Genomic DNA, 23,786 nt, shown 5'->3' with positions numbered 1-23,786 from the left:
TAACCCTCTGCAGCCTTCCCTAAAATCAGACAGCGAACAAACTAGTGTCGTCGCCCAAATAGGCGAGCACCAATTCGATTGAGTGCGCCCGCCCGTACAAATTGTCCTTTTTCCCGCAGCTCTTTTGCCCTGCACTCATCATTTACGCCGACATAACAACGCAGCATTCCAAATTCGATGAATCGATTGGAGCTGCTCAGCTCCCTGTCTGAATAGGCAACGGCCTGCGAGGTCGCATACAGAAAACGATGGTTCTCCATACCATCGACAGCATAGAAGTGAATGTTGGCGACGCGGGGGCCATCCAAATCCGGATTAAGGAGAACCCGCGCCGACTGCCCGGAGGCAGCCTCCTCGAAAGACGCCCACGTAAGGTCACTTTGATCCGAATGGCACCAGAAAGCAAAGCGCAAGGACTCCCCGTCATCGAGAGGGATGTCGTTGACAAGCGTTAATACGAGACTGTCTCCGACAAGAGGCTCCCTCCTCCCCACTGCTTGTCGCTCACGCCGGACCATGAGGGAATCAAAGTGCTTGCGCACAAGAGCGTCAGCTTTGACCGTCTCGTGTTCTACCCGCTTCGGAATCTCCGCATCGTGCGATAAGACCGAATCCCCAAGCAAAGCCTCAACAAACTGTTCGTTCTCACGCTCCTGGGAGACTATCGAAGAGAGGGACCCTGACTTCGACTCCGCGCCATCAAGCACCGACAGAACTCCGCTCGCAATCCCAGGAGCCGATGGGTCAACAAACGTAATCGGGGCCGATTCGGGAAAGTCGAACATATTGTTCTCAAGACCCAGCTCAATCACATGAAGCCCGGTGCTCATCATCTCAAACGGGATCCGCGAGGGATTGGTTGCGCTCAGCGATATTCCACACTCGCACTTGTTGTAAAGCTCGTTGCACCCCTCTCGGGTGAGAAGGCCAAGCATCTTAAGGCGGGGATGAGGAGGGACGGGACTTAGCTGAGATACAACGGATCCGTAGAGATAGATTGTCAAGTGATCGTCAGCCTCGAGCAATAGCTCGCAAGCATCCAGAAGTGTCCTCGATAGTCTTCTGTCTTTCTCGGGCTGATATATCGCACAAACCGCTTTCTCCTTTGGAGTATCCAGCGGACGATAGACTGACTTATCTACGCCAAAATCAAGCCAGCTAAGCATTGGGGCACCAAGGTCGTGAATCTTCGAATAAAGCCAACGACCCATAGTGACGACTTCCAGGCCGAGATCGTAAGAGCCGCGGGCAAGAAGCTGGTAATCATTTACGGGATAGAAAGACGGTTCATAATCCTGAACAAAATACAACTTGCGATCCGCGCTCTGCCTTGATACAAACTCAGCAGTATTCCAAGCGGTTGCGATAACCGCATCGTAAGTTTCAGTAAGCTTGTCAACGGCAAGGCCAACATGATTGGGCTCGAAGTCAAACCAGTCCCGAAGATGGATACGCATGTCACTTGCCGTGAAAAGTGGCGCGGAGTCCAAGCTATAGATATACACGTCGACGATTATGCCTCGTGACTGGCACGCAATACACTTTGAAAAGATGGTCCTAAAGCCGCCAGACCCTTCGATGGGCGTTGGAATCACCCATGCAATCTTATTCATTTAGCCTCACCGACCAACGAGCCTGGACAACGCGCTTCCCAACCTGAAAGCTAGTGTAGCCTCGATACCCTTCTTAACATATAGCGCCTCGTGATCGATTTCTGCAAGCTTCTTATTCTTATCCTGCAGCTTCTTTATCTCAGCTACTTCGCCCTGCCATACCCCAAGAATATCCATGCACTTCTTTCCAACAACGCCCAAAGATGACCGGTTATAGCTTTCTGCGTATAGGCGAATGGCTTCGATAATGTCATTGGGACTATGAGAAAGAAGCGACAGATAGTCTACTGCTCCGTCAGCAAAAGAAAGCGACCCCGCTTTGCTTGCCATTGGCTCCTCGCACAACGCCATATACTTTGGACGAGACCAAGGAGCGAGAATATGACCAATTCTATAGCGAGTAGATGACAACAACTCATCCTTTGTAGACTCAGCATAGTCTCTTTTCAAGTCGAGCAGGTCGTTAAGGAGCCAATTTTGAGATGCAACAAAGTTATTGAGCTCGATTACGAATTCAAGAAGTCGTCTATCTGTAGCATCCATCTTCGTTAAAGCAGAGAAGAAATTCTCATCTTCATCTGTGCTTTCCAATGCAGTAATCGACAAAAGAGTTTCGACGCTAGGAAAAAAGAGCATATTCGACATGCTCAGAGACTTAGAAACCGGCAGATAAAAGCGGACAACATCCTTGACGCCCTTTGAATGAAGAGCACCGAGCTCGTCGTCAATAATCGGCCTGTAAGGATCTACATAACTAGTCGAAGTCCAGCCGCAAGTAGTCGCGATGCAATCATAGTCCGCCATATACTTGCTCTTCAGCTTTTCTTGCGCAAGATAATATGAAGCGTCCCTGTTCCCACCGCTGAGATGAAGCACGTTGGCGGGGACGACATATACCGGGATCGAGCAAAGATGGGCCTGAAGGCATAAATCGACCGCATAAAAATGCCACGAGTCACAGGTCACGTCATCGAATGTCACCCTATCCAGAACCTTAGAGCCAAAGGCAAATAGACACTCATCGAGAGACATAACGGCGGTTTTCGAGGAAGCAGTGTGATGACGCATCAGCTTGGAGCCCTGATACATACCAGACAGCATTCTCCTGCTGTGTCCGCTATCGACAGGGACGGCGCCGGCAACCCCAATTATCTGCAAGGGATCGCACGTAAGCTCAGATATGAGTTCGGTCAAAAATGAATCATCAGTAAACCGAATATCTTGATGCGAGAACACGAGTATTTGAGAACTTGCCCTCGAAATCCCCTCGAGGTATGCGCTTGCGGCGCTTTTCCACTGAGCCTGCCTATTGTCCAGGCCCACTATCTCGACGTTTTCTCGCATGTTCCCAAGCGAATTGACCAGCTCTTCAAACTGGCTCTGGTCGTTATAAACGCATATTAAAGAGAGAAGGGGATTCTTACCCATAGCAACCGCCTAGTAACCGCTATTCATACAACGCGACAGCTTCACTTTCCAGAGCATTCCAATCTCTCGAGCGGGCTGTTTCAAGTCCGCCCGCTCTCAGCTTTTCCCTAAGAGCAGGGCTCTCGGCAAGCTCCTCGATCAAAGAAGCGGCTTTTTCATCCTCCCCGCGATCGAAAAGAAGGCAGTTCTCCCTGTCAACTAGGTATTCGGCATTCCCCTGGTTCGAAAGCACAACCGCCAGACCGCCCGTTGCCATCATTTCAAGAGGCGGATAAGAGAAGCTCTCGAGGATGCTCGTCTTCAAGAGGATATGACACTGCTCATACACCTCAGAGATTTCTGAATGAGGCACCGCTTTGAGAAACTTATCGACCCTATAACTATCTTTTGGCTCGCCTTTATATGACAAATACCATATTTCGTATTTATCTCGATCAAGCTTATCAACGATCTTGAAGCTCTCGTCAACATTTTTATGTTCCGCCGAGGAATCTCCCTCGACGAGGATTCTGATGCGCCCACTATAATCGCGCTCTCGCACACGAAACTCGCTCAGGTCTAATCCGTTTCTAGCAAATCGCGGCTCAAGTCCGTATTGATCACGCATCCACTCTTCGCACCATCTAGATATGGTGAGGTATGTCATTTTGCCGATGCCATAGGTAGCGGAGGCGTCCATCCTGTCCCTCGTTCCTGGGCGATAAAAGTCAGTCTCCCTATTCTGAACAAGATAGAACTTCTGTTTCGCCTTGCTATACCTGTCGACAAACATGGCTGTTTCCCAAAAGGTAGCCACCATACTGTCAAACGTCATATCAATCGGACAGTCGTCTATCTTTGTGGGCATCACCCTCCGATTGATAACAGGGAACGAACAGCCTGAGTATTCCGTCCACCTTTGATCGCCGGACCCATCGACGATGGTGACATCGTACCCCCTCTTATTAAGGAAGGAAGCATGCCTGAGCGCGACAAGCACTCCACCGCTAATGTCGAGCGAAGGGAGACAGAACGCAACACTCTTTGTTGCCTGTGACCTCAGAAACGAAGCCAGTTTCGATCCGGTCCCAATCGTCGTCTTAGTCTCAAGACACTTCACATAGGCTTTCTCGCCAATCTCATTTCTTAAAGATTTGCTATCGACGAGCCTGGTGAGAGCAGTAGACCAAGACTCTTCGGTGTTGTCACAAAGAACACCCGTTTCCCAATTCTCAATAGAGTCGGAAAGGGCTCCGATATTGCTCGCAATCGTCGGAACCTTTACCAATCCCGCCTCAACCCATTTGTTTTCGGACTTAGCGCGGTTGAAAATGCTGTCGGTCAATGGCGCCAAATTGATGTCCATCTCAGAGATGAGCCTGGGAAGCCTACGCCACGGCAAAAATGGAGCAGCTTCTACTCTTTCAGCAAATGGCTGAAGCTCCTCCGGGAGCGCAAGCTCGCCAATTACATGAAGGCGCACATTGGGACGCGACTTCATAATCTTCGTCAGCGCTGAAAGAATGAGGTTGAAATCATCGTTGTGCGTAATACTCCCGCTGAAATAACCGATATGTACCAGGGAGTCATCCCTGGACTCATTTCTCTTGCAGGCATTCTTCCAGCGAGTCTTTTCATGAGCAGGAACGCTGCATTCCGGCGTGAAGGGGAAAATGTCCCTCTCTTCCACCGCCCGCTGAGACAGTCGGACCATTTCCTCGGAGGCAACATTCCTATTAACAAATACGGTTTCCCTATAATTTCTGAGCTCGGCCGCCAGCCCATCTGTAGACGTAACAACGGCGTCACAAAGCATCATGGTCTTTTGCATTGCATCGACGCCTGCATCGTAACCTGCCCTATCTTCAGGGCTCAGAGAATCCAGATATGAAATTGTATCTGTGTACTTCCTGTCAATTACGAGGTCGTCGATATCGAACAGCACAGTCTTATTCAAAGACTTTGCAAGTCTAATAAACTCCCCGACTCGATCGTTGTAGGGACAGCGAAATATAACGAACAGACGAGCTGTTCTCGCATAATCGTTCGTCAGATTCCACTCGTCAATTTTCCTTGCGGATACGCCAGCCGCATGAAGTTGCTCAATCTGGTGGTCAACTCTGTAACGGATAGGGTGAGGAACGCTATAGGCGCAGCCATTGATAAACAGCACATCAGTACATACGTCCAAAGGATCCGGGGCGTTCCCGCGTGAATTGATGGCCGCATTTAGATGCGCCTTGACTCGATCAGAAAAGTACGAGACACCCTCTTCGCGCAAAGTATAAAGCGCATTTGCCTTCAGCTCTGAAATTCGACCCATGTTTATTAGTCTCCGAATGTTGTCTCGAGCGATTATCTTTAGAAGAGAAATACCTCTCGTACCAAATCCAGCTTAAAGAAACGAAATTGACACGGACACCATGTCAAGCAGAAGAATCATAGAGAGAATAGCGCATGAAGTGGCAAGGACTCTCCCTTTGCTATTCCCAAGCCGTTCTGCAGAACACATAAGAAGGGGCGTTAAGACAATGGGAATAAAGTACCTTCCCTGCGCTCCGCAAATAATATCCTCGCGATGGTCCATCTCAAGCGACCATCCCCTTTGAGTAAGAATGATAAGAACGGCGTCGACCAACGCAACAATAAACACCATCACCCTATCCCTCGAAACGAAGTGTCCGGAATCATCTTCATCCCTATAGAACAAAACAACAAGCTGGAGAGCGCAATAGGCCCAGAAGCAGGGAGGCCACACAAGGATAGACAACGGCCCTAGCATTTTTCCGGCATACGACTCAACATAAAAAGGCCCGAGTTCCCATATGGTTTTAGACAACACTTTTACGCAATGCAGAGGCTGCCTCATAAGCGCAAATGACTCAGGCAAGAAAGAACCGTGATACGCGTTCACCACGGCAACAGCGATCACGATGCAGCCAAAAGCGGTCAAAATATATATGAGACGAGTCGTCTTCTTTGTAGCGAAATCACCAACGAACAGCAAGCTAATCAGAGCAAGCGGCGCATACATTGATTTCGACAGCAGCAAAAGGACGAAGAGAGCAGTGACGCCGATAGCGTTCTTGCGGGTGTATGACTTCCTTATATATAGCGCAATAACCGCAACGCAATAAGCGATTCCAACGATATTCGCGATCGCGTCCGCAGAGCAGGAGGCCTCCTGCTGCAGCAGCATCGGATTAAGCAGGAATACCAAAAAAGGAGTTTTGCATACAGGAATAGCCTTAAGGAGACATGCTGAGACGCACACGTAGAATAGCCCATTGGCAAGTCTCGCCACGACAAGTGCAGCAAGGGTGTTTGATTGAAAGCACTTTCCAAGTGTAAGTACCAGCCACGGAATGAAGTACAGATGGTCGAAATACGAAGAAAAAAACCTTCTAACAACTTCGCAGTCATTCCAAGACGGAGCGCAAGTAAGCGAGGCATACATCTCTTGGTAGTTGTGGGGAAGATCCCTCAAAGCAACTGGGACATCAAATCCGCCTGAGTTTCTAGTAAATAGAGCATAGGCCTGACAGATATGTCCTGGTTCATCAGGGACCCATCCGGGAATCATATATAAGCTAAATGCCGTTACAGAAGGAACAGCAACGAACAAGAACCACAACGCATGGCTATGCGAATTGTTCCGAACATTAATCCAGGAAACAGTTAGGCAAATATACACAACAAGCGGGAGGAAAAAGAGGGCAAGTTCGACCTTTCCGATTTCACCGATGGAGAGCAGCAGAACGCCCCAGAACGAGCTGCCAACAGCAGCAATGGACAATGTGAGCAGCGCGACAGTAATAACCAGCGAGCGCAGCTCGTCTTCTTTCCTTATATCCATGCAACCACCCGACAACCCCAAACTAGATTCTTCCAAAAATAAATAGTACTGCCTACGACGTAGGTCGCCAAACCACTCATTACTGATACCAGCCATTCATGCCAAGAGCAGGTTCGAGCCTCAAGCTCCAGTCTCGACTAACGCTCAAATAGATATGCCTTCGCTCGCATGAAGAAGCCGGATTTCTTAAGAGGATAATCGTATCCGCGGAAGCAGATTCTTGTATGCGCAGGCAGTAAACGTGTAGTTGGGCCTTGCATGCAGGCTTCCTCCTGGAGCTTCAATTCTCCCATATCCTAATAGCGCGGAGACATTGGCTTCGTCTCCGAGCCAGAGCTTGCCCGGCTATCGCTAGCAGTCTGCCTTAGTAAAGAAGGCAAATAAAGGAAGAATCGCCGACGAATAGGAAACAAGCACCAGAATACTAATCGAATTCGGATCGCACGTCAGAAAGCTGGTTCCACCCAAGCAGACCAACACAGGTATGACGCTAAATAGGAATACTAGTCGGTCTCTGCCAAAGATAATGAGCGTATCCAACATAAACGAGAGAATGGCAAACCCACCGGTACACAGCAGAGCTCCATAAAGGAGATACGCATAGTTCTCAATTGTCTCGCCATAGAGAAGAGACAGGGCGGCCTTGCCAAATAGCAATGCAAGAAGTAGACAGGCGGCCATAAGCCCCAATATGACGCCCGTAACTATAAAGACGAGTTTCCGCAGGGCCTTGCCGTCATGATTGGATTTCATTTCTCCAATTGAGTTGTATAGCGGAGCATAAACGTAATAAGCGATCGCCTGAACTATAACGCAAGGCGTTGCGACCGCAGCATAACGCCCGAGCACCTCATTCCCATAGCTCAGCCCGAACGACTGGCGCGCGACGCTCACAATCATTGTGATCAAAAGGGAAGATACAAAACCTGCAGCACATTTCTTGAGCAGGCGGCCAATAGTCTTCTGATTAAAACGGGGCGTAACAGAGGCAAACGCCCTGGCCCGCGGCATGTCGTAGATCATTATTGCTGCAACTGAGGACAAGAACATCAGGAATATCGATAGAACTAAGCTATTGAATACGGCAAGTCCGACGTAAAAAGAGACAAGGGCGAGAACGCCTCTTACAATTTGCGATTTTCCAGCATAATCAAGTCGATTATGCTGCTGGAACAAGCCGTGATAGACGTCAACGAATGATTCTGCGACTTTAAACAGGGCATATAGAGCAACAACGAGGTGGTTTTCGGGAGCAACGCTAATCAGGCAGTAGACGACGGTAAAGATAAGAGCAAATAACGTACAAACAACTCTTAGGCCAACAAAATCGCCCGCGGCAGTTTCTGATTGCAGGGATGACACTTGAACAGGTCTCACTTTAAACAGCACAATTGCTGCGGTGAGGCTTCCGACCGCCATCGCAACAGCAAACTTGCCTGAGTCCGCATAGTCTGTTGATAGCGTAACGACAAGCACCGTCGTAAGCCAGTTACATCCAAGGTAGATGAGTGAGCCAATTGAATTCCACGCCATGTTTTCTTGAAGTGATTTGGCCTGCGCCTTTATTGCCATCGACTAACCCGTTTCAATTATCCAAACCCTTTAATCACAAGCAAATTAGACTAAAACTAGCCTAGAAATTTACAAACCCCTATTACATCAGCCATTTCCATCATTAACAAGAATGCCAAATAAAGTGCAAGTCAACCTTCCCGCTCCCCGACCCAATTGATACGGGTGACGCATCAATCTAGTATTAGACAAACCAATAATCGGACCTTATAGTTATCAGCTTAATCTAGAAATAGGGGAGCAATATGAATATCCTGCTTACCTTCAATGAGAACTATGCGCAGCATGCCGCAGCATGTATGACCTCAATATGCGAAAACAATCGCTGGGATAATGATTTGCACTTCTACTTGCTGGTGGACAACATCACGGAAAAGAGCCTGGAAAAATTCAGTACTTATGAAACCATATATGGCTGCAAAGTCAGCATTCAAAATATCCATGGCTTCATGAGCTCGATTGATTCGTCTTTTGACACATCGGGTTGGAACGAAATCGTAATGGCGCGTCTGTTGATGGCTCGCTATTTGCCTGAAAGCGTTGACAAGATCCTTTACCTAGACGGAGACACCATCATCAGGAGCAGCCTCAGACCTCTCTGGGATTGCCCCATGAGCGGAAATCTGCTTGGAGCCGTTATTGAGCCGACGGTTAAAAATAGCAAATTAAATCAGCTTGGCGTTCGTGATGCCGGCTATTTCAACGCCGGAGTTCTGTTGGTCGACATAAGAGCGTGGAAGAAACAAGGGGCTGAACAACGGCTCCTCGAAATATGTCGAAATAAAAAGGACATCCTAACCTCAAATGATCAAGATGCGCTAAACCTTCTATGTGCAGGCAATTTTAAAGTGCTTTCGCCCACCTACAACTATGCGAATACATTTGACTACTATCCGTATGAGTATTTAAGCAAGCTAGAAAAGAACTATCCATTTCCATCAAAATCGGAATTTGCCAAAGTAAAAGAAAACCCCTGCATAGTTCATTATCTCGGAGAAGATCGGCCCTGGAGAACGGGGACGACCCATAGATTTCAATCTGATTACTGGCATTACGCAGCAAAGTCGCCATTCTCTGGCTCTCTTGCCCAGGAAGCGGGTTGGGAAACATATTTCTCGCTTTGGAAAGCATTTAACGGGCTATTTTGTCACTTCCCGCCAGTAAGGCTTTGGATTATTCAAAGCCTAATTCCGGTAATGCTCAAATTGCGCTCTAAATCAAAGTAGCACGCCGTCATACACGCCGTAGCATGGTGGCCTAGTCCCAAATCTCAGGAACTAGGCCACCTGTTTTTAATCAATGGCTACCTGTAGGAAACAACCTTTGTTCGCGTAGGAATATTGTCATAAATCCACTTCGCATTGTTGATATCAAGTCTCACGCAGCCATGTGAAAGGTTCTGCCCAAGCCTTCCATCCTGAATCCTGAATGTGTTCTCGTCGTACGGGATCGAGTGGAATAGATAGTCATGATAGAACTGAGTCCAGTAATAGCAGGTAAAACCGCTTCCAAACGAATACCCACGAGAACCAACCTGGTACTCGCCGAGCACAGTGGGCGTAGAAGCCTTGCCCGTTGTGCAGGTCCAGTACTGAACAAGGTTCCAATTACCCCTGCTGCCATTGAAAATGCCTACCTTGTTATCCGTATTATCAACAAGAATCAGCCAGTTAGTAGAGCTGTAATAGCTTTGAGCTTTCCATACCATTTCCTGCCTGTCTGAAGGCACGTACGTCGTCCGCCTGAACGTGAACCTCTGGTCGGTGGCACCCGAGTCGCGGTCGACCACAGCATTGGAGCCGGAAGCCGAGCCACCCGATAGGGTCAGTACGAGCGAGGAATCAAGCTCCGAGACCAGTACCCAGCCGCCAGGACGATAGGTCACACGCCAGCGCTGGTTCGCGCCACCGTTCGGGGAGAACTGCTCCACGTTCGCGCCCGGCGTCGCCGAGCCGCCCTGGACGTCGAGCGCCTTCCCACTCAGGCAGTTCGTCACCACGAAGGCACCCCCTGCGGCGGGAGACAGGCGCCACTTCTGGTTCCCGCCCTCCGAGAAGCCCCACGCCTGCACGTTGGCCCCGTCCGCCAGGGAGGCCCCGTAGACGTCGAGAGCTAGCGAGGGATCGGCCGCCGGGCGGACCACGTAGGTCCCCGACGGCAGCGCCGCCTCGACGGGGACCAGGGAGAACCTCTGCGTCGACGGGTCATCGGCGGAGGACAGGCCGACGCGCGCGCCCGAGCCGCCGCCCGCGGCGAGCCTCGCGCCGGGCGAGGAAACGCTCTCGAGGCGGACGTAGCCAGCCTCGACGTCGATGCGCCACCACTGCGAGGCGTCATCCGAGGCCGTGCGCTGGGAGACGGACCCGTCGGCCCCCACCGCCAGGCGCTTCGCGGAGGCGAGGGACTCGACAGTGTAGACTCCGTTCTGCCCGTCAATCGGAGTGAGATACCACCTCTGGTTGAGCCCCCCGTTCGGGGAGAACAGGACCGCGCGGGCGCCATCCTCGTCCGACCCACCCGAGAGGTCGACCAGCAGCCCAGACGACGAGGTGATCGCATAGGCACCCTCACCGAGGACATGGGATCTAGGCTCGACGGAGAAGCGCTGCGAAGCTCCGCCCGTGGCAGTCCAGAGCTGCACGTTAGTGCCGGCGGCGGAGTAACCGCCGTAGACGTCGAGGGCGAGGCCAGTCGCCTTGTTCACGAACGTGACGGTCCCGTCACCGTTGTCTGTGGCCGCGAACAGGGCCCCGTCGCCCTCGGACGCCGGGTCGCACAGGCAGACGTTCGCCCCTGGGACGACCCCCTGATCCGAGGTCCCCAGGGCCAACCCGGACGCCGCGTTGACAATCGCATAGTATCCGTCGCGCCACTCAAGCCTAAACGCCTGCCCGAGCGTCCCGCCGGGCGTCCAGGTCTGCACGTTGGTGCCGGCGGCGGAGTAGCCGCCGTAGACGTCGAGGGCGAGGCCGTCGGCACAGGCAGGGGCCATGTCAGACCAGACCCCCTCGAGCGAGACGAGGCGGGGCCCGGGAGCGACCTCCGGATGAGCGGAGATGAACTCGAACGACTGCGAGGCGCCGCCCGTGGCCGTCCACAGCTGCACGTTGGTGCCGGCGGCGGAGTAGCCGCCGTAGACGTCGAGGGCGAGGTCGGAGCGCATGGCGGAGACAAGCGTCACCCCGCCGTCCTGGCCTGGCACGGCGACCCACTTCTGGTTCCAGCCGCCGGTCGGGTCCCACTGCTGGGCGTTCGCCCCGGCGCGGGGCGTTCCGCCCCAGACGTCCAGGGCCTTGCCGGAGCCGGCGCAGGTGAGGGTGACGTAGCCGGCCTCGTCGTGGGAGACCACCCACACCTGGCCGTCGGTGGAGTTGGGCTCCCAGAGCTGCACGTTGGTGCCGGCGGCGGAGTAGCCGCCGTAGACGTCGAGGACGAGGCGCCCGGCGCAGCGGGCCCTCACGACGTACTCCCCGTCGGCAAGGGCCGAGCGGTTGGCGGCGGCCAGCTCGTCGAGGGCCTGGCGGGAGGTCTTGGCGGGCTCGAACTCGAACGACTGCGAGGCGCCGCCCGTGGCCGTCCACAGCTGCACGTTGGTGCCGGCGGCGGAGTAGCCGCCGTAGACGTCGAGGGCGAGGTCGGAGCGCATGGCGGAGACAAGCGTCACCCCGCCGTCCTGGCCTGGCACGGCGACCCACTTCTGGTTCCAGCCGCCGGTCGGGTCCCACTGCTGGGCGTTCGCCCCGGCGCGGGGCGTTCCGCCCCAGACGTCCAGGGCCTTGCCGGAGCCGGCGCAGGTGAGGGTGACGTAGCCGGCCTCGTCGTGGGAGACCACCCACACCTGGCCGTCGGTGGAGTTGGGCTCCCAGAGCTGCACGTTGGTGCCGGCGGCGGAGTAGCCGCCGTAGACGTCGAGGACGAGGCGCCCGGCGCAGCGGGCCCTCACGACGTACTCCCCGTCGGCAAGGGCCGAGCGGTTGGCGGCGGCCAGCTCGTCGAGGGCCTGGCGGGAGGAGGCCTCGTTCTCCGCAATCATCTGGAGATAGTGGGCCTTCTCGCTCCTATATCGGTTCCGCCACCCGTCCCAGTACTGCGGCTGGGCCTTGTAGAACACACTCACATTGTCGATGACGTAGTCGCAAAGGGTAGCGACGAACTCCTGGTCGCTCATGCCCGCGGTGAGCCCGGCACCGGGCCAGTCCCTAGAACTGTTCCAGTTGCCATCCCAGTCGTAGCCGTTTGTCCGGCCACCGACGAACTTCCGCCAGCCGCCCGTGCCGAACAGGTTGCTCATGCCCCAGCACAGACTCTTGACACTGTCTCCACGATCGTCGATCGAGATACCCCTAGAACGCATGTAGTTCGCCGCCGGGACGTAGTAGTTGTCATATGCCCAGCCGTTCTGGAGCTGGGAGAACTCGGTCGGGTTCGCCTTGTAGCAGGCGTGCCAGGCGGCGTTAAGATCGTTGCCGAGCTGGGTGAAGGCGCCGTTAGAGCGCGTCGGGCCGGCGGCCTTCTCCGACAGGTTCCAGCCGTACCTGTCGCCGATCACGCGCAGGCAGGAGTAGGTAGTCGGGTCGTAGTTATAGACGGCATGGAGAAAAGCCCCAAGATCACTGCCCCTGTCGAACTGGAAGTAGCCCATGGCGGCATAGCCATCTCCCCAGCTGAGGCCCTGGTCGTAGTTCTGCCCGCTCTCCCATGTGCAGAAGTAGAGCATCTCCCCGGAGATCTCCCTCGGGGCGACCGTCGGGACGCTTCGCGCAGAGCCGTCCCCGTCACTGCTCTCCTCAGAGACGATCGCCGCGGCGGCGTCGCCTGACTCACCATCGCCGACATAGACTTCCTCGCGGTCGTACTGGCAGCCGTACAGGTCGGAGAGGGCGTCCGCGAACGCGGGCGTCGGACGCGTCGCCGCGACCAGCGAGGCGACGACTAGAAGAAAGACCAGGACTCGGGTGGCGTGAAAGCGATGGCTGCGCATGCGACCTCCAGACAAATCGTCGGATCTCAGTGGCCGCAGCAGAACGAAGAAACGTAAAGAACGAGTTCGATACGGTATTCAATGTCGTTAAACCCGCAAAACACGTCTCTTCTAGCGGCCCCTCTCAATCCAATGCAGATGACGATAGCCCGCTCGTTAGACGGGGCTTCACAACAATCAACGTGAGAATGAATTCTATTACACAGCAATGACTTTATCGCTCACGCAAAAAGAGAACCACGACGTCATCCCTCATTCCCCTCGAGGGACTTCTCAAGAATTGCGATTCTCTGCGTGAGATTCTTGACCGCTATCGTTAGCCTACTTACCGCAACGCTCAGGGAGAGACAGATCGCAAGCAAAAGCACAATCGCAACGATAAACAGGAAGTTGGAAGACGTAATGAAGCCCAGGAGGGCCGAAAACCAGAAGATGATTCCCGGAAATGCATCGCAGACCAAAATCACTACGCAGAGCAGAATCCATAGAAGCGAATACTTGAGCTGCAGTCTTCCCTTTGAAACGAGCCTCAGTACGTAACCAAGAAAGAGCAAGAAAAACAGGGCAGCACAGAGGCGCAATACGATGTTCACGCTAAACCTCCTTCCTGTGAGCCCAGCAAACCAAGCAGATTGCCAGTGACACCTTAATCATGTAGTACACCGAAGAAAAGCCGCCGATTGACGACTTGCCACCCTGGCGCTCGAGCATCTTGACGGGCGCTTCTTGAACTTTAAGCCCCGTTTTCATTGCAAGAGCAAGCGACTCTGGCTCCGGATAGTCATCCGGATAGCTCGCGCAAAACAAATCGATTGCCCGGCGATTGCAGGCTCGGAAGCCAGAAGTAGGATCCGTTACAACCTCACCGGTAAAGAGCTTGATCCAATTAGAGAGCCAAACGATACCGACACGACGCATAAACGTTGACTGAAACCCGTCAGTCTTTTCAACGAAACGAGACCCCACAGCGAGGTCGGCCCCGCTTCGTATCACCTCAACAAGACGGGGAATATAAGTCGGATCGTGCTGCCCATCTCCGTCGACCTGAATATCAATATCGTATTCCAGGCGCTGAGCATACTTGTGGCCCGCCTGTACGGCGCCGCCGATGCCGAGGTTTTGGGGGAGATCAAGAACGTTTAGGCCATTTTCCCTGCAAATTGCCAAGGTATTGTCCTTTGACCCATCGTTAACAACGACGTAGTCATAACCGCACGCTTCTATTTTGTGCACCGTATCAAGAATGCAGGCGCTTTCGTTATATGCGGGGATGATAACCAGAACTCGAGGGGCGTCACCCACGCGTGCGCTCCCCTGCGGAATCGAAGACATGTAGCTCCAAAAGCCGAACGTGCTCTTACAATGCAACTGAGTATAGTAAACATCACATGCAAATTTATGGGGCTTCGATAATGCCCCGAATGGTTCAGGAGCCCACGTGTATTCCCCCTCAGATCACACCTTTGCCCTTTGTGCCTACGGAGAGTCTCCCTACCTTGGGGAGTGCCTCGAATCGCTTCTTTCTCAAGAGACCAAGTCGAACATCATCGTCTCAACCTCTACGCCAAACGACTACATCGCAGCAGTTGCAAGAAAGTACGGTGTCGCGCTCTTCATAAACAGCGGACAGCCAGGCATAGCTCATGACTGGAACTGCGCAGTGTCCCACTGCGTAACACCGCTCGTAACCATCGCTCACCAAGACGACGTCTACGAGCCTCTCTATTCGCAACAAATGCTTGAACGGATTAACGCCGCCAAGGACCCTCTCATCTTTTTCACGGGGTATGGCGAGCTTCGTAAAGAAGGAAAGGTAACCGATAACAGGCTGCTCAACATTAAAAGAGCGCTGCTCAAGCCACTTGAGAGCGGAAAACACGCGCATTCGACATTTGTGCGCAGGCGTTGTCTCTCGCTCGGCTCGCCCATCTGCTGTCCGTCGGTAACCTACGTACTTCCCTCCCTTAAGCAACCTCTGTTCACCGCTGGATTCAAATCAGACCTTGACTGGCAGGCATGGGAGAAGTTCTCGCGTATGGACGGATCGTTTGTATATGACCCCGAAGTTCTCATGTGGCATCGCATTCATGAGGGGTCAGAGACTTCCGCGCTCATTAAAGATGACACCAGGACTAAAGAGGATCTTGCGATGCTCTCCATGTTTTGGCCCAAACCGATTGCTAGGTTCGTAAACCACTTCTATGCTGCAGGGCAAAAGAGCAACGGCTAGGCGAGTTCGAAGACCGTAAATGCAAATATATGGTTCTACGTAAATGGGGCGCCCGGCTTAAGTGAGCCGGGCGCCCCATCGGTTCGCGTGTGACAAAGCTGGCTAAACCCATCGGTATCCTGAAAGGAACCTTTAAAGCAAAATCCACGCCACGCGCGACGCTAACCGAACGTCTGGCACAGTTTGCCGGCAAAAGGTGGCCCACGATTTACTGAATAGTCCCAATCGTTGCTCGTTCCCTAATCCGCTACTTCAAGATCGGCCCTTACATGAAGGATCAAGCTATCTATGCGCTTGTCAAGCTCCTCCAAAGCCTCTTGGTGACGACTTGCAACGAACAGCCCGTTGTTCTCCATGGCGACATGATAAGCGTCGACAAAATAGCCATTGATTAGGCTCTCTATGAGCCTGTAATCCTCCATCACCCTGTTGGCCCCGATGGAACACAAGCGATTGGTCGCCCCATGCGCTTCGTCAAGACAGCCCCAACATCTATCCACAGCAGATGCAGCGCGTCTATCCCTCTCTCTCATTTCGTCTTTCTCTTCTTCAGAGAGGCAGTCTTCCAATCGCTTTCGCCCGCTCGTTGCCTTCCCTATTTCGGAAAAAGAAACCCTCAATTTGGAATATGAATCGATGCACGAGAAATACTCACGAATCTTATACTCGCCGCAAGTTCTTTTCCATGCGCTCTTATCTTTTTCGTGTTCAAGCAGAGCTTGCGATAGAAATCCGACCGCTGAGCCCACAATTGCCGTCACTGCCGGCACGATTGCATCCCACATAGGCACCTCCTCGCATTTCAGCTCTGTCATTGATTCCAAATAGTCAATCTACGAGTGGCGCAATAACGCCATAGGCCGCATAACATGGGCAGATATGATCTTTCCCAACAGGTTCGGAGTTCGACTTGGACTCGGCAGACCATCACGTCTTGCAAGCCCATCCTTCACTTGCCATGCAATTCGAACATAATCCAATAATATGTCTCCGCAAGTCGACACACCTTGGCGCAGAGAGGGGACCACCCGAAAGAGGACGCGCAACCATGCGCACCCCGCGCCCAGCCATCAGCGCTCTATATATAGTCACCGCCCTAGGGCAAGCATGGTCCGCATCGTTACCCAAGAGCTTGGCGATTAGAAGACCATTCGGAAACAAAGCTGTCTTTCCAATCTATCGTGGTTTCAATTGCGGTCAAACAAATCGTCGTCGACTTTTCAATCGAGCTCAAAGGCTTATACAAAACCCTAGACAACCGTTTCGCGTCTCCAAGGGCACTCCGAAAACCCATCATCTGCACCCTGGCAACCTTAGCGTTTTCAATTAGGCACTCAAAATCAGAGTCCATTTTGTCCGAAGGCGTTCTGGCCATCTTTAGCGCATCGGCGACGGAGGGAATCAGGAGATCCGCCTCATTCGTGTGGGCAAAATAGCGGACTGCCATCTGATAGAATTCGTCCGCCTCGGGCTGAAGCTCCGCGGCATAGCGCGCAACAAGTGCAAGCGCACTATCTGGCCTGAGGTTTTTCTCCGCCGACATGAATTCAGAGTGCCTATTAGTTATTTCGCCTATAGATTCTATGCACTCGCTGATATCGGCCAGGTCTTCAGATAGTTTGTCGATGACCTCTTTGAATTCAAGGTTGTCATCCAGCAAAAACCTTTGACGCCCCTCGGATTTATCGCTGGATTCAGCGAGGACAATCTCGGTTGTTCCTGACGCAGTCGAATCGCGCGCAGAATCTCTCTTCAGCTCGGCTGATTTCTTCAATTCAGTAGAATAATGCTCCCCTATTTCCTCCTTTGAACGCAGAAATAGCCTTTGATTCGCCCTGGCTAGGTCTCGAACTGCGTCATTAAGTAGTTTGTTGTACTCCGCACTCCCGCGCTCGCAAAAGCGAATACGGCGCATATCGCAATACTGATATTCCAGCACCTCATTTATAAGTTCGTTATCAAGGTCAAGTCCAAGCGCCTCGTCTTGGACATCGGAGAAGTAAAGTGGGAGCAGGAGTTCCTTCGCTTCAAATAGCTCTGCCTTCCTGAGATATTGCTCCAGCTCTTTTATGCAATTACCACTCCTAAAATAATTAGGAGATAGAACTGGAATAAAAAATGAGGAACCATCTATCCCGCTTTGGATGCTCTCTTTCCATTTGTCACCCCACGAGAGACGCTCTTCGTCGATATAAAGATCGAGCCTCGAACCGGTAACAAGCCTGTACTCATTGCACAAGTCCGTCTTCAGCGTGCTTAGGCAAGCGTGAATATTGTCGTTGTGCGCATAGGAGAAAAAGCCATCGATGTCCAATTCCGCTCCAATGTAATAGTGCGATGGTGTTAAGTACTTAGTCCTTGATTACCACACTCCCCGCCCATCTTCTTTCGAAGGAGCATACTAATAGCCAATCTCACGCCAACTGCTAGACTTGGCTGAGCCACCATTAATCAGCTTGACCCCAAGCAAGGATAACCGGCTTGCCGTACGGCCAACGCTGCGATTCACAATGGAATTATGGGGAGCCGGCCACGACCTGACATAACGGACGTAAACCGCCGCTCACACCCGATACGTTGATTACAGCAAGTACTTAAGGAGCTTGGCCAAGCCCTTCACCTGACACACTAGGCCTTTTCAACAATTTCGGGAGCACCGCCCCTCCAACCGCAACGGCGACAGAGCGGCTCTTGCCCGGAGCGAAAGAGATGGTGCTATCCCCCAAATTCTTTGTCGCAAAGAATAAGTCCAAAATAAACTTGAGCTTCTCCCACCTTATCCTCCGTGAGCGCACTCCGAACTAATTTGACGATTCCTCTGCAAACGAAGTCGTCAGCACACAATAGGCCCTTTGTAAACAGCATGGCCACCCACTTCTCCATGCGAAGTAGGCGGCCAAAAAATAGGAAAAGAATGATCTACCAATCCAGCTGCTGGTTACCCCTCCATAGCCTCCTTGAAGGCGGCGGCGAAGCGCGGGTCGGCCGCGGCGAGGCGGGCGTTCGTGGCGATCCAGCCGGCGGGGGTGCCGGTGTCATAGCCCTCGTGCACGTCGATGACCAGGGCGTAGAGCTCCTCCTCGGCCATGGCGCGGACCATGGCGTCGGTGAGCTGGATCTCGTTGCCGGCGCCGGGCTGCTGATCGGACAGGAGCTCCATCACGCGCGGCGACAGCAGGTAGCGGCCGACGGCGAACAGGCGGCTGGGCGCGTCCTCGGCGGCGGGCTTCTCGACCATGCCGGTCATGCGCCAGACGGCGCCCTCCTCGTCGCCGGTGGCGCCGGGGAAGTCCGCGACGGCGCCGACGGGCTCGCCGGCGATGATGCCGTAGCGCGAAACCTCGTCCGCCGGGCAGGCGGCCACGGCGATGACGGAGGCGCCGCCGTGGGCGTCCGAGACCTCCTTCATGCGCGGGAGGATTTTCTTGTCGGGCACCACGTAGTCGCCGAGCAGCACGAAGAACGGCTCGCCGTTCGTGGCGAACGACGCGCAGCGCACCGCGTGGCCGAGGCCGCGGGGCTCGCTCTGGTAGCAGAAGCTCACCGGCACGCTGCCGGCCTCAGCGATGGCGTCGGCGTAGGCGTCCTTGCCGCGGGAGCGCAGGAGGTCCTCCAGGCCAGGGTCGCGCGTGAAGTAGCTGGCGATCTGGGGCTTGGAGGGGGAGCTCACGATGATGCACTCGTCGACCTCGGCCGGGGCAAGGGCCTCCTCCACCACGTACTGAATGACGGGCTTGTCGAGGACGGGAAGCATCTCCTTGGGCGTGACCTTCGTACCAGGGAGAAAACGGGTACCCAGACCGGCGGCGGGGATAATGGACTTCATTGCGTTGCCCTCCGTTTGGTTTGTTGTTTGGCTTGTTGATTTGGCTTGTAATCGCAGCTTGCCAACGGCTGCGTTGCATATAGTGCGCCCTGAACGACCGCAAAACGAGCGAACTCGCAAAATACCACGGGATATGCGCAGGCGGCGGGCATGTCGGGCGGACGGCGAGTAGCTGCGCGACGCGCCACAAGTCGTCCTTGGATTCGGATTTTGCTGGCCGCGGGATTCGGATTTTCATGCGCGTAGCATTCGGATTTTCCGTCGTTTTGATTCGGATTTTCCGTTTGTGCAGGTAACGGAGCTATACATCAGTCCGTCTGCCAGGGCATACGTCTGAGAAGGCAAGCGCCCCAGGCCACCCAACGCCCATGCGTCCGCACACTCCGAGCGACAGCGTTTGATTGTCGAACCGTTTTCCGTCGCAGGTGGTCAAAAACACCATCTTGACGTACGCCCAGGGACCGTTTCAGCGCGTGGACGGGCCAATACCCGTCCCAAGAGGGACCGGAGAGAAGCGCCTAGCCGCTCTCGAGCCCTAAAATGCACGGTTCACGCCCTAGTTGCTTGACCACGGTTAAGCAACTAGGGCGCCGCAAGCGGCAGACCGTACGCCAAGATGGCGTTTTTGTCCAGCGGCTCGAATTAACGCTATTAAGGGATGGCTTAACAGCGTCGAACGCGCTCGACGCCGCAGCGCAACGTCTATCGATGGTGTCCCCTCGCACTAATAAGAGCCGGCCGCGACGCAGCGCGCCGGTCCCGAGGCGCTCGCGCGCGTTCGCACCCCAACTACCGCTCGCGCAAATAGGCCCTCCCCGCATGCGGGAAGGGCCCGAATGGTCCCGCGCGCGCCACACGCGCGCACCGCTCGCGCACCTACTACTCCCCAGCCAGCCTTTCCGCCAGCTCCTCGCGCGCTTGCGCGAGAAGCTCCGGGTTGCGCAGCAGATTCAAGGCGGCACACGCCATCGCCTTGCTCGTCACGAGCAGGCAGTGCCGTCCGTTCTCGGAAATCGCCAGCTCGCGGAACTCGGGCGTATGCCCAGAGATCTTCCTCTCCGGCAGAATCGTTCCAAAGATGTTGCAAGCCGGCATGACGCGGCTCACATCGCCCAGATCCTCGCCGCCCTTGTCGCCGGGCATCCCTTCCATGACCGGCTCGCCAAAGGCCTCGAGCTCTCCGCGCGCGGCGTCGCCCAGCACGGAATTGGGAATGCGGCCCAAATACCCGCCGAGCTCCTCGATCTCAACCTCGCACCCCGTCGCCATGGCGATGCCGCGCGCCGCGCGCCTCACCACGTCCATCGCCGGCTCAACGTGAGAGCCGTTCGTGGAAGACACCTCTACCTCGAGCTTGGCCCTCGCCGGGATGCGCCCGATGTCGTTCGAGATATCGAGTATCACGTCGCAGACGTGCACATCATCCGGGAGCTGCTGCCTAGAGACGCCCAGCGCCTGATGGAACAACGATGCGGCGTCAAAGGCGTTCACGCCCTCCTCCGGATGAGACTCCGCGTGCGCGGGCTTGCCCACATAGGTAACATACGCGCCCTTAAACGACGTACACTCTCCACCAATTCGCGTCATCGCGCTCGTGGGATGCATGAGGTAGACAGCGTCGAGTCCGTCAAACGCGCCCCTCTCGAGCATGATGATCTTGCCGCCGCCGTCTTCCTCCGCTGGCGTTCCAAAGACCTCGATCGAGCCGGCGACGCCAAACTGCGCCATCGCGCGCTTCGCGGCAATGCCCGCAAGCATGGCGCTCGTGGCGATGAGGTTGTGACCGCACGCATGGCCAAGCTCGGGAAGCGCATCGTACTCCGCAAAGAAGGCGATGCGAGGGCCCTCGCCGTTGTTCCACGAAGCCCTAAAGGCCGTGGGCAGATTTTCGCACGCGTCCTCGACGGCAAAGCCCTCCTTCGCGAGGACCTCTCGGCAGAGTGCGCTCGCGTAGGTCTCCTCGAAGCCAACCTGCGGATGCGCGTGGATATCCTTGGACACGGCCCACATGGCGTCGATATCCCCGTCAACGGCATCGCCAACGAACTTCCTCACTTCGTCTTGAAGCATCGTGAACCACCTCTCATGCCATGAGCTAGATATCGAAAGTGGCGCCCGGGCGCAACGGCCCGAGCGCCACCCAAGCAATCACACGCGAGCCCAAAGTCTAGGCTCAACGACGTCCCGCCCAGATCTACACAATCCCGAAGAAGCTCGCCACAATCGAAAGGCCAATAATCCCAACGATCAGCAGGCCATACTTATTGTTGTGCTTCTTAAGGTAGAGATAGACCAGCCCAATCACCGCGAGCGGCAGAAGGCCGGGTGCCACCGCATCGATCATCCCCTGAATCGAGATGGGGTCAGCCGCGTTCTCGAGCGTGAACTCCGTCGCAATCTCAAGCGCCACGTTCTCGGCGGAGAGGGCACCCATGACCATGAGGCCAAGCATTCCGCAGGCCATGATGATCTTGTCCATGATGCCGCTCTTGAGCATGTTCATGACGGCGGTACGGCCAAGATCATAGCCAAGGCCATACAGCCAGCGGCCAATGAAGTACGTCACCAGCGGGAACATCAGCGCCGCGGGGACGGCGAGCAGGTTGCCCGAGAGGGCGAAGGTCGTCGCAATCGAAAGCGAGATGGTCTTGCAAGTTCCCCAGACAAGGCTGTCGCCAATGCCGGCCATGGGACCCATGAGCGCCGTGCGCATGGAGTACATGACCTCGTCGGGCACGTTCTCACCCGTCGCGCGCTCCTCCTCCATCGAAAGCGTCATGCCGTTCACAACAGCGCCGATGGTGCCCTCCGTGTTATAGAACTGGCTGTTGCGCTTAAGCGCCTCGCGGTAGTCGTCGTCATCCGGGTAGAGCTTGCGGAGCGGGCCCATAAGCGACAGCATGTGCGAAAGACCCTGGAACACGACGTTGTTGCTCTGGACCTCGGCATACAGCCACCACGTACGCCAGGCGTTGTTGATGTCTTTCTTGGTGAGGATCTGCTGGTCCTTCTCCTCTTCTGCCATGGCTATTCGCCTCCCTTGTTAGTAACGGGCTGCTTCTCGGGGGCGTTGCCCAGGAAGTAGTAGAGAACCGCGACGCACGCACCAAAGATCGCGATGGCGATGGCGCCAAGACCGAGATACTGAACCGCGAAGTAGCCAATGAAGAAGAACGGCATGATCTCCTTCCTGCCGATCATGGAGATCGCGATGGAGAAGCCGATGGCGGGCAGCAGCGAACCGGCAACCTCGATGCCGTTCATAGCCCACTCGGGAATCGCGTCGATCATCGCCGTCACTACCTCCGCAGCGAGGATGTTGCAGAGGAACACCGGCACGAAGAAGATGACAGCCGAGACGAGCAGCGGCAGGATCGTCGTGTTCATGCGCACGCCGCGGAAATCGTTCTTCTCGAGGCAGGCATCGACCCTGACGGACCAGATGTTATTGGCAGCGCCCTTGAGTGTCCAAAGCGCGGAGCCGAGGATGCCAAACGGAACGGCGAGAACCGTCGCCGCGCCAGCGTCGAGCCCCGTGGAGATGGCGATGGGGATCGAAATGAGCGCCGCGGAGGACGCACACGCGGGCACAGTTCCGCCAGGATAGATAATGCCCAGGTAGAGCAGCTCGAGCGATCCGCCGAGGACGAGTCCGGTCTGGACGTCTCCCATGAGCAGACCCACGACGCCACCCACCACTACGGGCTGGCCAAGGGTGTCAGACAGGGTGTAGCCGAAGTCGGTTGTCGAGATCACCTGCCAGAGGCCACAGAACAGAGCGATTGCGATGCCAGACATCTTCGATACGCCTCCTAGAAGCCGAGCTTATTAATAAGGTCAGGGAGTTCAACATCCTGCTGCGCGGGAACGACGTGAACGTGGACGTGGACGCCTTCCTGGTCGAGCGCCTTCATGGCGTCAACGTCAGACGGCCTGAATGCGATACCAAACGCGGTCGTCGTCCCGGCGCCGCCACCGAGGCCGCCAATCTGGACGTCTGCGAGCTCAACGCCACCGCGGACCGCGGCGAGCGCGTCCTCGACGCGCTTGAAGAGGACGAGGAGCTTGCCGCCGCCAAAGGCATTAGCCTTGTACTCCTCACAGGCCTGGTCGACGGTCTTGACCTCGACGGACACTCCCGCGGGAGCGGACATGCGATAGATGTCCGTCATGAATTCGTCGTCCGCAAGCTCGTCGTTCACGATGATGATGCGGTCCGCCCCGCAAATCTTCACCCACTGCGTCACGACCTGCCCGTGGACCAGGCGATAGTCGACACGCGTCAGCTTGATCTCTGCCAT

The 23,786-nt window shown here is 54.9% G+C and carries 17 protein-coding genes; 2 read left to right on the top strand and 15 right to left on the bottom strand.

From position 1 onward, the window contains the following. Positions 1-41: 41 nt before the first annotated feature. From Q0H23_RS05645 to Q0H23_RS05625, 5 genes are all read right to left on the bottom strand, one after another. Positions 42-1,613: a hypothetical protein gene (locus Q0H23_RS05645; protein WP_293836516.1), complete on the bottom strand. Its 1,572-nt coding sequence runs from the start codon at positions 1,611-1,613 to the stop codon at positions 42-44. Positions 1,614-1,619: 6 nt separating this feature from the next. Beyond that, positions 1,620-3,041 carry a glycosyltransferase gene (locus Q0H23_RS05640; protein WP_293836514.1) on the bottom strand — a complete coding sequence of 474 codons (1,422 nt, stop codon included), beginning with the start codon at positions 3,039-3,041 and terminating at the stop codon, positions 1,620-1,622. A gap of 19 nt (positions 3,042-3,060) precedes the next feature. Then, positions 3,061-5,343, bottom strand: a complete 2,283-nt coding sequence (locus Q0H23_RS05635; protein WP_293836512.1) for a glycosyltransferase — start codon at positions 5,341-5,343, stop codon at positions 3,061-3,063. 72 nt (positions 5,344-5,415) lie between these two features. Then, a complete protein-coding gene (locus Q0H23_RS05630) occupies positions 5,416-6,876 on the bottom strand; it encodes a DUF2142 domain-containing protein (protein ID WP_293836510.1) in 1,461 nt (486 codons plus the stop codon). A gap of 351 nt (positions 6,877-7,227) precedes the next feature. After that, complete coding sequence (locus tag Q0H23_RS05625; RefSeq protein ID WP_293836508.1) at positions 7,228-8,448, bottom strand: oligosaccharide flippase family protein; 1,221 nt, start codon at positions 8,446-8,448, stop codon at positions 7,228-7,230. A gap of 245 nt (positions 8,449-8,693) precedes the next feature. On the opposite strand from Q0H23_RS05625, the gene Q0H23_RS05620 reads away from it, so the two are divergent. After that, positions 8,694-9,674, top strand: coding sequence for a glycosyltransferase family 8 protein (locus Q0H23_RS05620; RefSeq protein WP_293836506.1), 981 nt, complete (start codon positions 8,694-8,696; stop codon positions 9,672-9,674). Between the two features lie 77 nt (positions 9,675-9,751). Here Q0H23_RS05620 and Q0H23_RS05615 read toward each other — a convergent pair whose 3' ends face one another. From Q0H23_RS05615 to Q0H23_RS05605, 3 genes are all read right to left on the bottom strand, one after another. Further along, on the bottom strand, positions 9,752-13,429 hold the full coding sequence (locus tag Q0H23_RS05615; RefSeq protein ID WP_293836504.1) for an RICIN domain-containing protein: 3,678 nt from the start codon (positions 13,427-13,429) through the stop codon (positions 9,752-9,754). 245 nt (positions 13,430-13,674) lie between these two features. Next, entirely contained in the window at positions 13,675-14,022 is a 348-nt protein-coding gene (locus Q0H23_RS05610; RefSeq protein WP_293836502.1) for a DUF2304 domain-containing protein, read from the bottom strand. A 1-nt stretch (position 14,023) separates the two neighbouring features. Continuing rightward, on the bottom strand, positions 14,024-14,761 hold the full coding sequence (locus Q0H23_RS05605; protein WP_293836500.1) for a glycosyltransferase family 2 protein: 738 nt from the start codon (positions 14,759-14,761) through the stop codon (positions 14,024-14,026). A gap of 106 nt (positions 14,762-14,867) precedes the next feature. On the opposite strand from Q0H23_RS05605, the gene Q0H23_RS05600 reads away from it, so the two are divergent. Beyond that, a complete protein-coding gene (locus tag Q0H23_RS05600; protein ID WP_293836498.1) occupies positions 14,868-15,659 on the top strand; it encodes a glycosyltransferase family A protein in 792 nt (263 codons plus the stop codon). A gap of 239 nt (positions 15,660-15,898) precedes the next feature. Here Q0H23_RS05600 and Q0H23_RS05595 read toward each other — a convergent pair whose 3' ends face one another. From Q0H23_RS05595 to Q0H23_RS05565, 7 genes are all read right to left on the bottom strand, one after another. Next, entirely contained in the window at positions 15,899-16,444 is a 546-nt protein-coding gene (locus Q0H23_RS05595; RefSeq protein ID WP_293836496.1) for a hypothetical protein, read from the bottom strand. A 335-nt stretch (positions 16,445-16,779) separates the two neighbouring features. Next, entirely contained in the window at positions 16,780-17,973 is a 1,194-nt protein-coding gene (locus Q0H23_RS05590; protein ID WP_293836494.1) for a toll/interleukin-1 receptor domain-containing protein, read from the bottom strand. Between the two features lie 624 nt (positions 17,974-18,597). Next, positions 18,598-19,485: a sugar phosphate nucleotidyltransferase gene (locus Q0H23_RS05585; RefSeq protein ID WP_293836492.1), complete on the bottom strand. Its 888-nt coding sequence runs from the start codon at positions 19,483-19,485 to the stop codon at positions 18,598-18,600. An 879-nt stretch (positions 19,486-20,364) separates the two neighbouring features. Beyond that, on the bottom strand, positions 20,365-21,555 hold the full coding sequence (locus Q0H23_RS05580) for a M20 family metallopeptidase (RefSeq protein ID WP_293836490.1): 1,191 nt from the start codon (positions 21,553-21,555) through the stop codon (positions 20,365-20,367). 124 nt (positions 21,556-21,679) lie between these two features. After that, a complete protein-coding gene (locus Q0H23_RS05575; protein ID WP_293836488.1) occupies positions 21,680-22,510 on the bottom strand; it encodes a PTS system mannose/fructose/sorbose family transporter subunit IID in 831 nt (276 codons plus the stop codon). 2 nt (positions 22,511-22,512) lie between these two features. Beyond that, positions 22,513-23,283, bottom strand: a complete 771-nt coding sequence (locus Q0H23_RS05570; RefSeq protein ID WP_293836486.1) for a PTS sugar transporter subunit IIC — start codon at positions 23,281-23,283, stop codon at positions 22,513-22,515. A 14-nt stretch (positions 23,284-23,297) separates the two neighbouring features. After that, on the bottom strand, positions 23,298-23,786 hold the full coding sequence (locus Q0H23_RS05565; protein ID WP_293815443.1) for a PTS sugar transporter subunit IIB: 489 nt from the start codon (positions 23,784-23,786) through the stop codon (positions 23,298-23,300).

Origin of the sequence: uncultured Parolsenella sp., from assembly GCF_934660935.1 — a bacterium.
Lineage (GTDB): Bacteria > Actinomycetota > Coriobacteriia > Coriobacteriales > Atopobiaceae > Parolsenella.
This window is presented reverse-complemented; position numbering and strand designations above follow the sequence as displayed.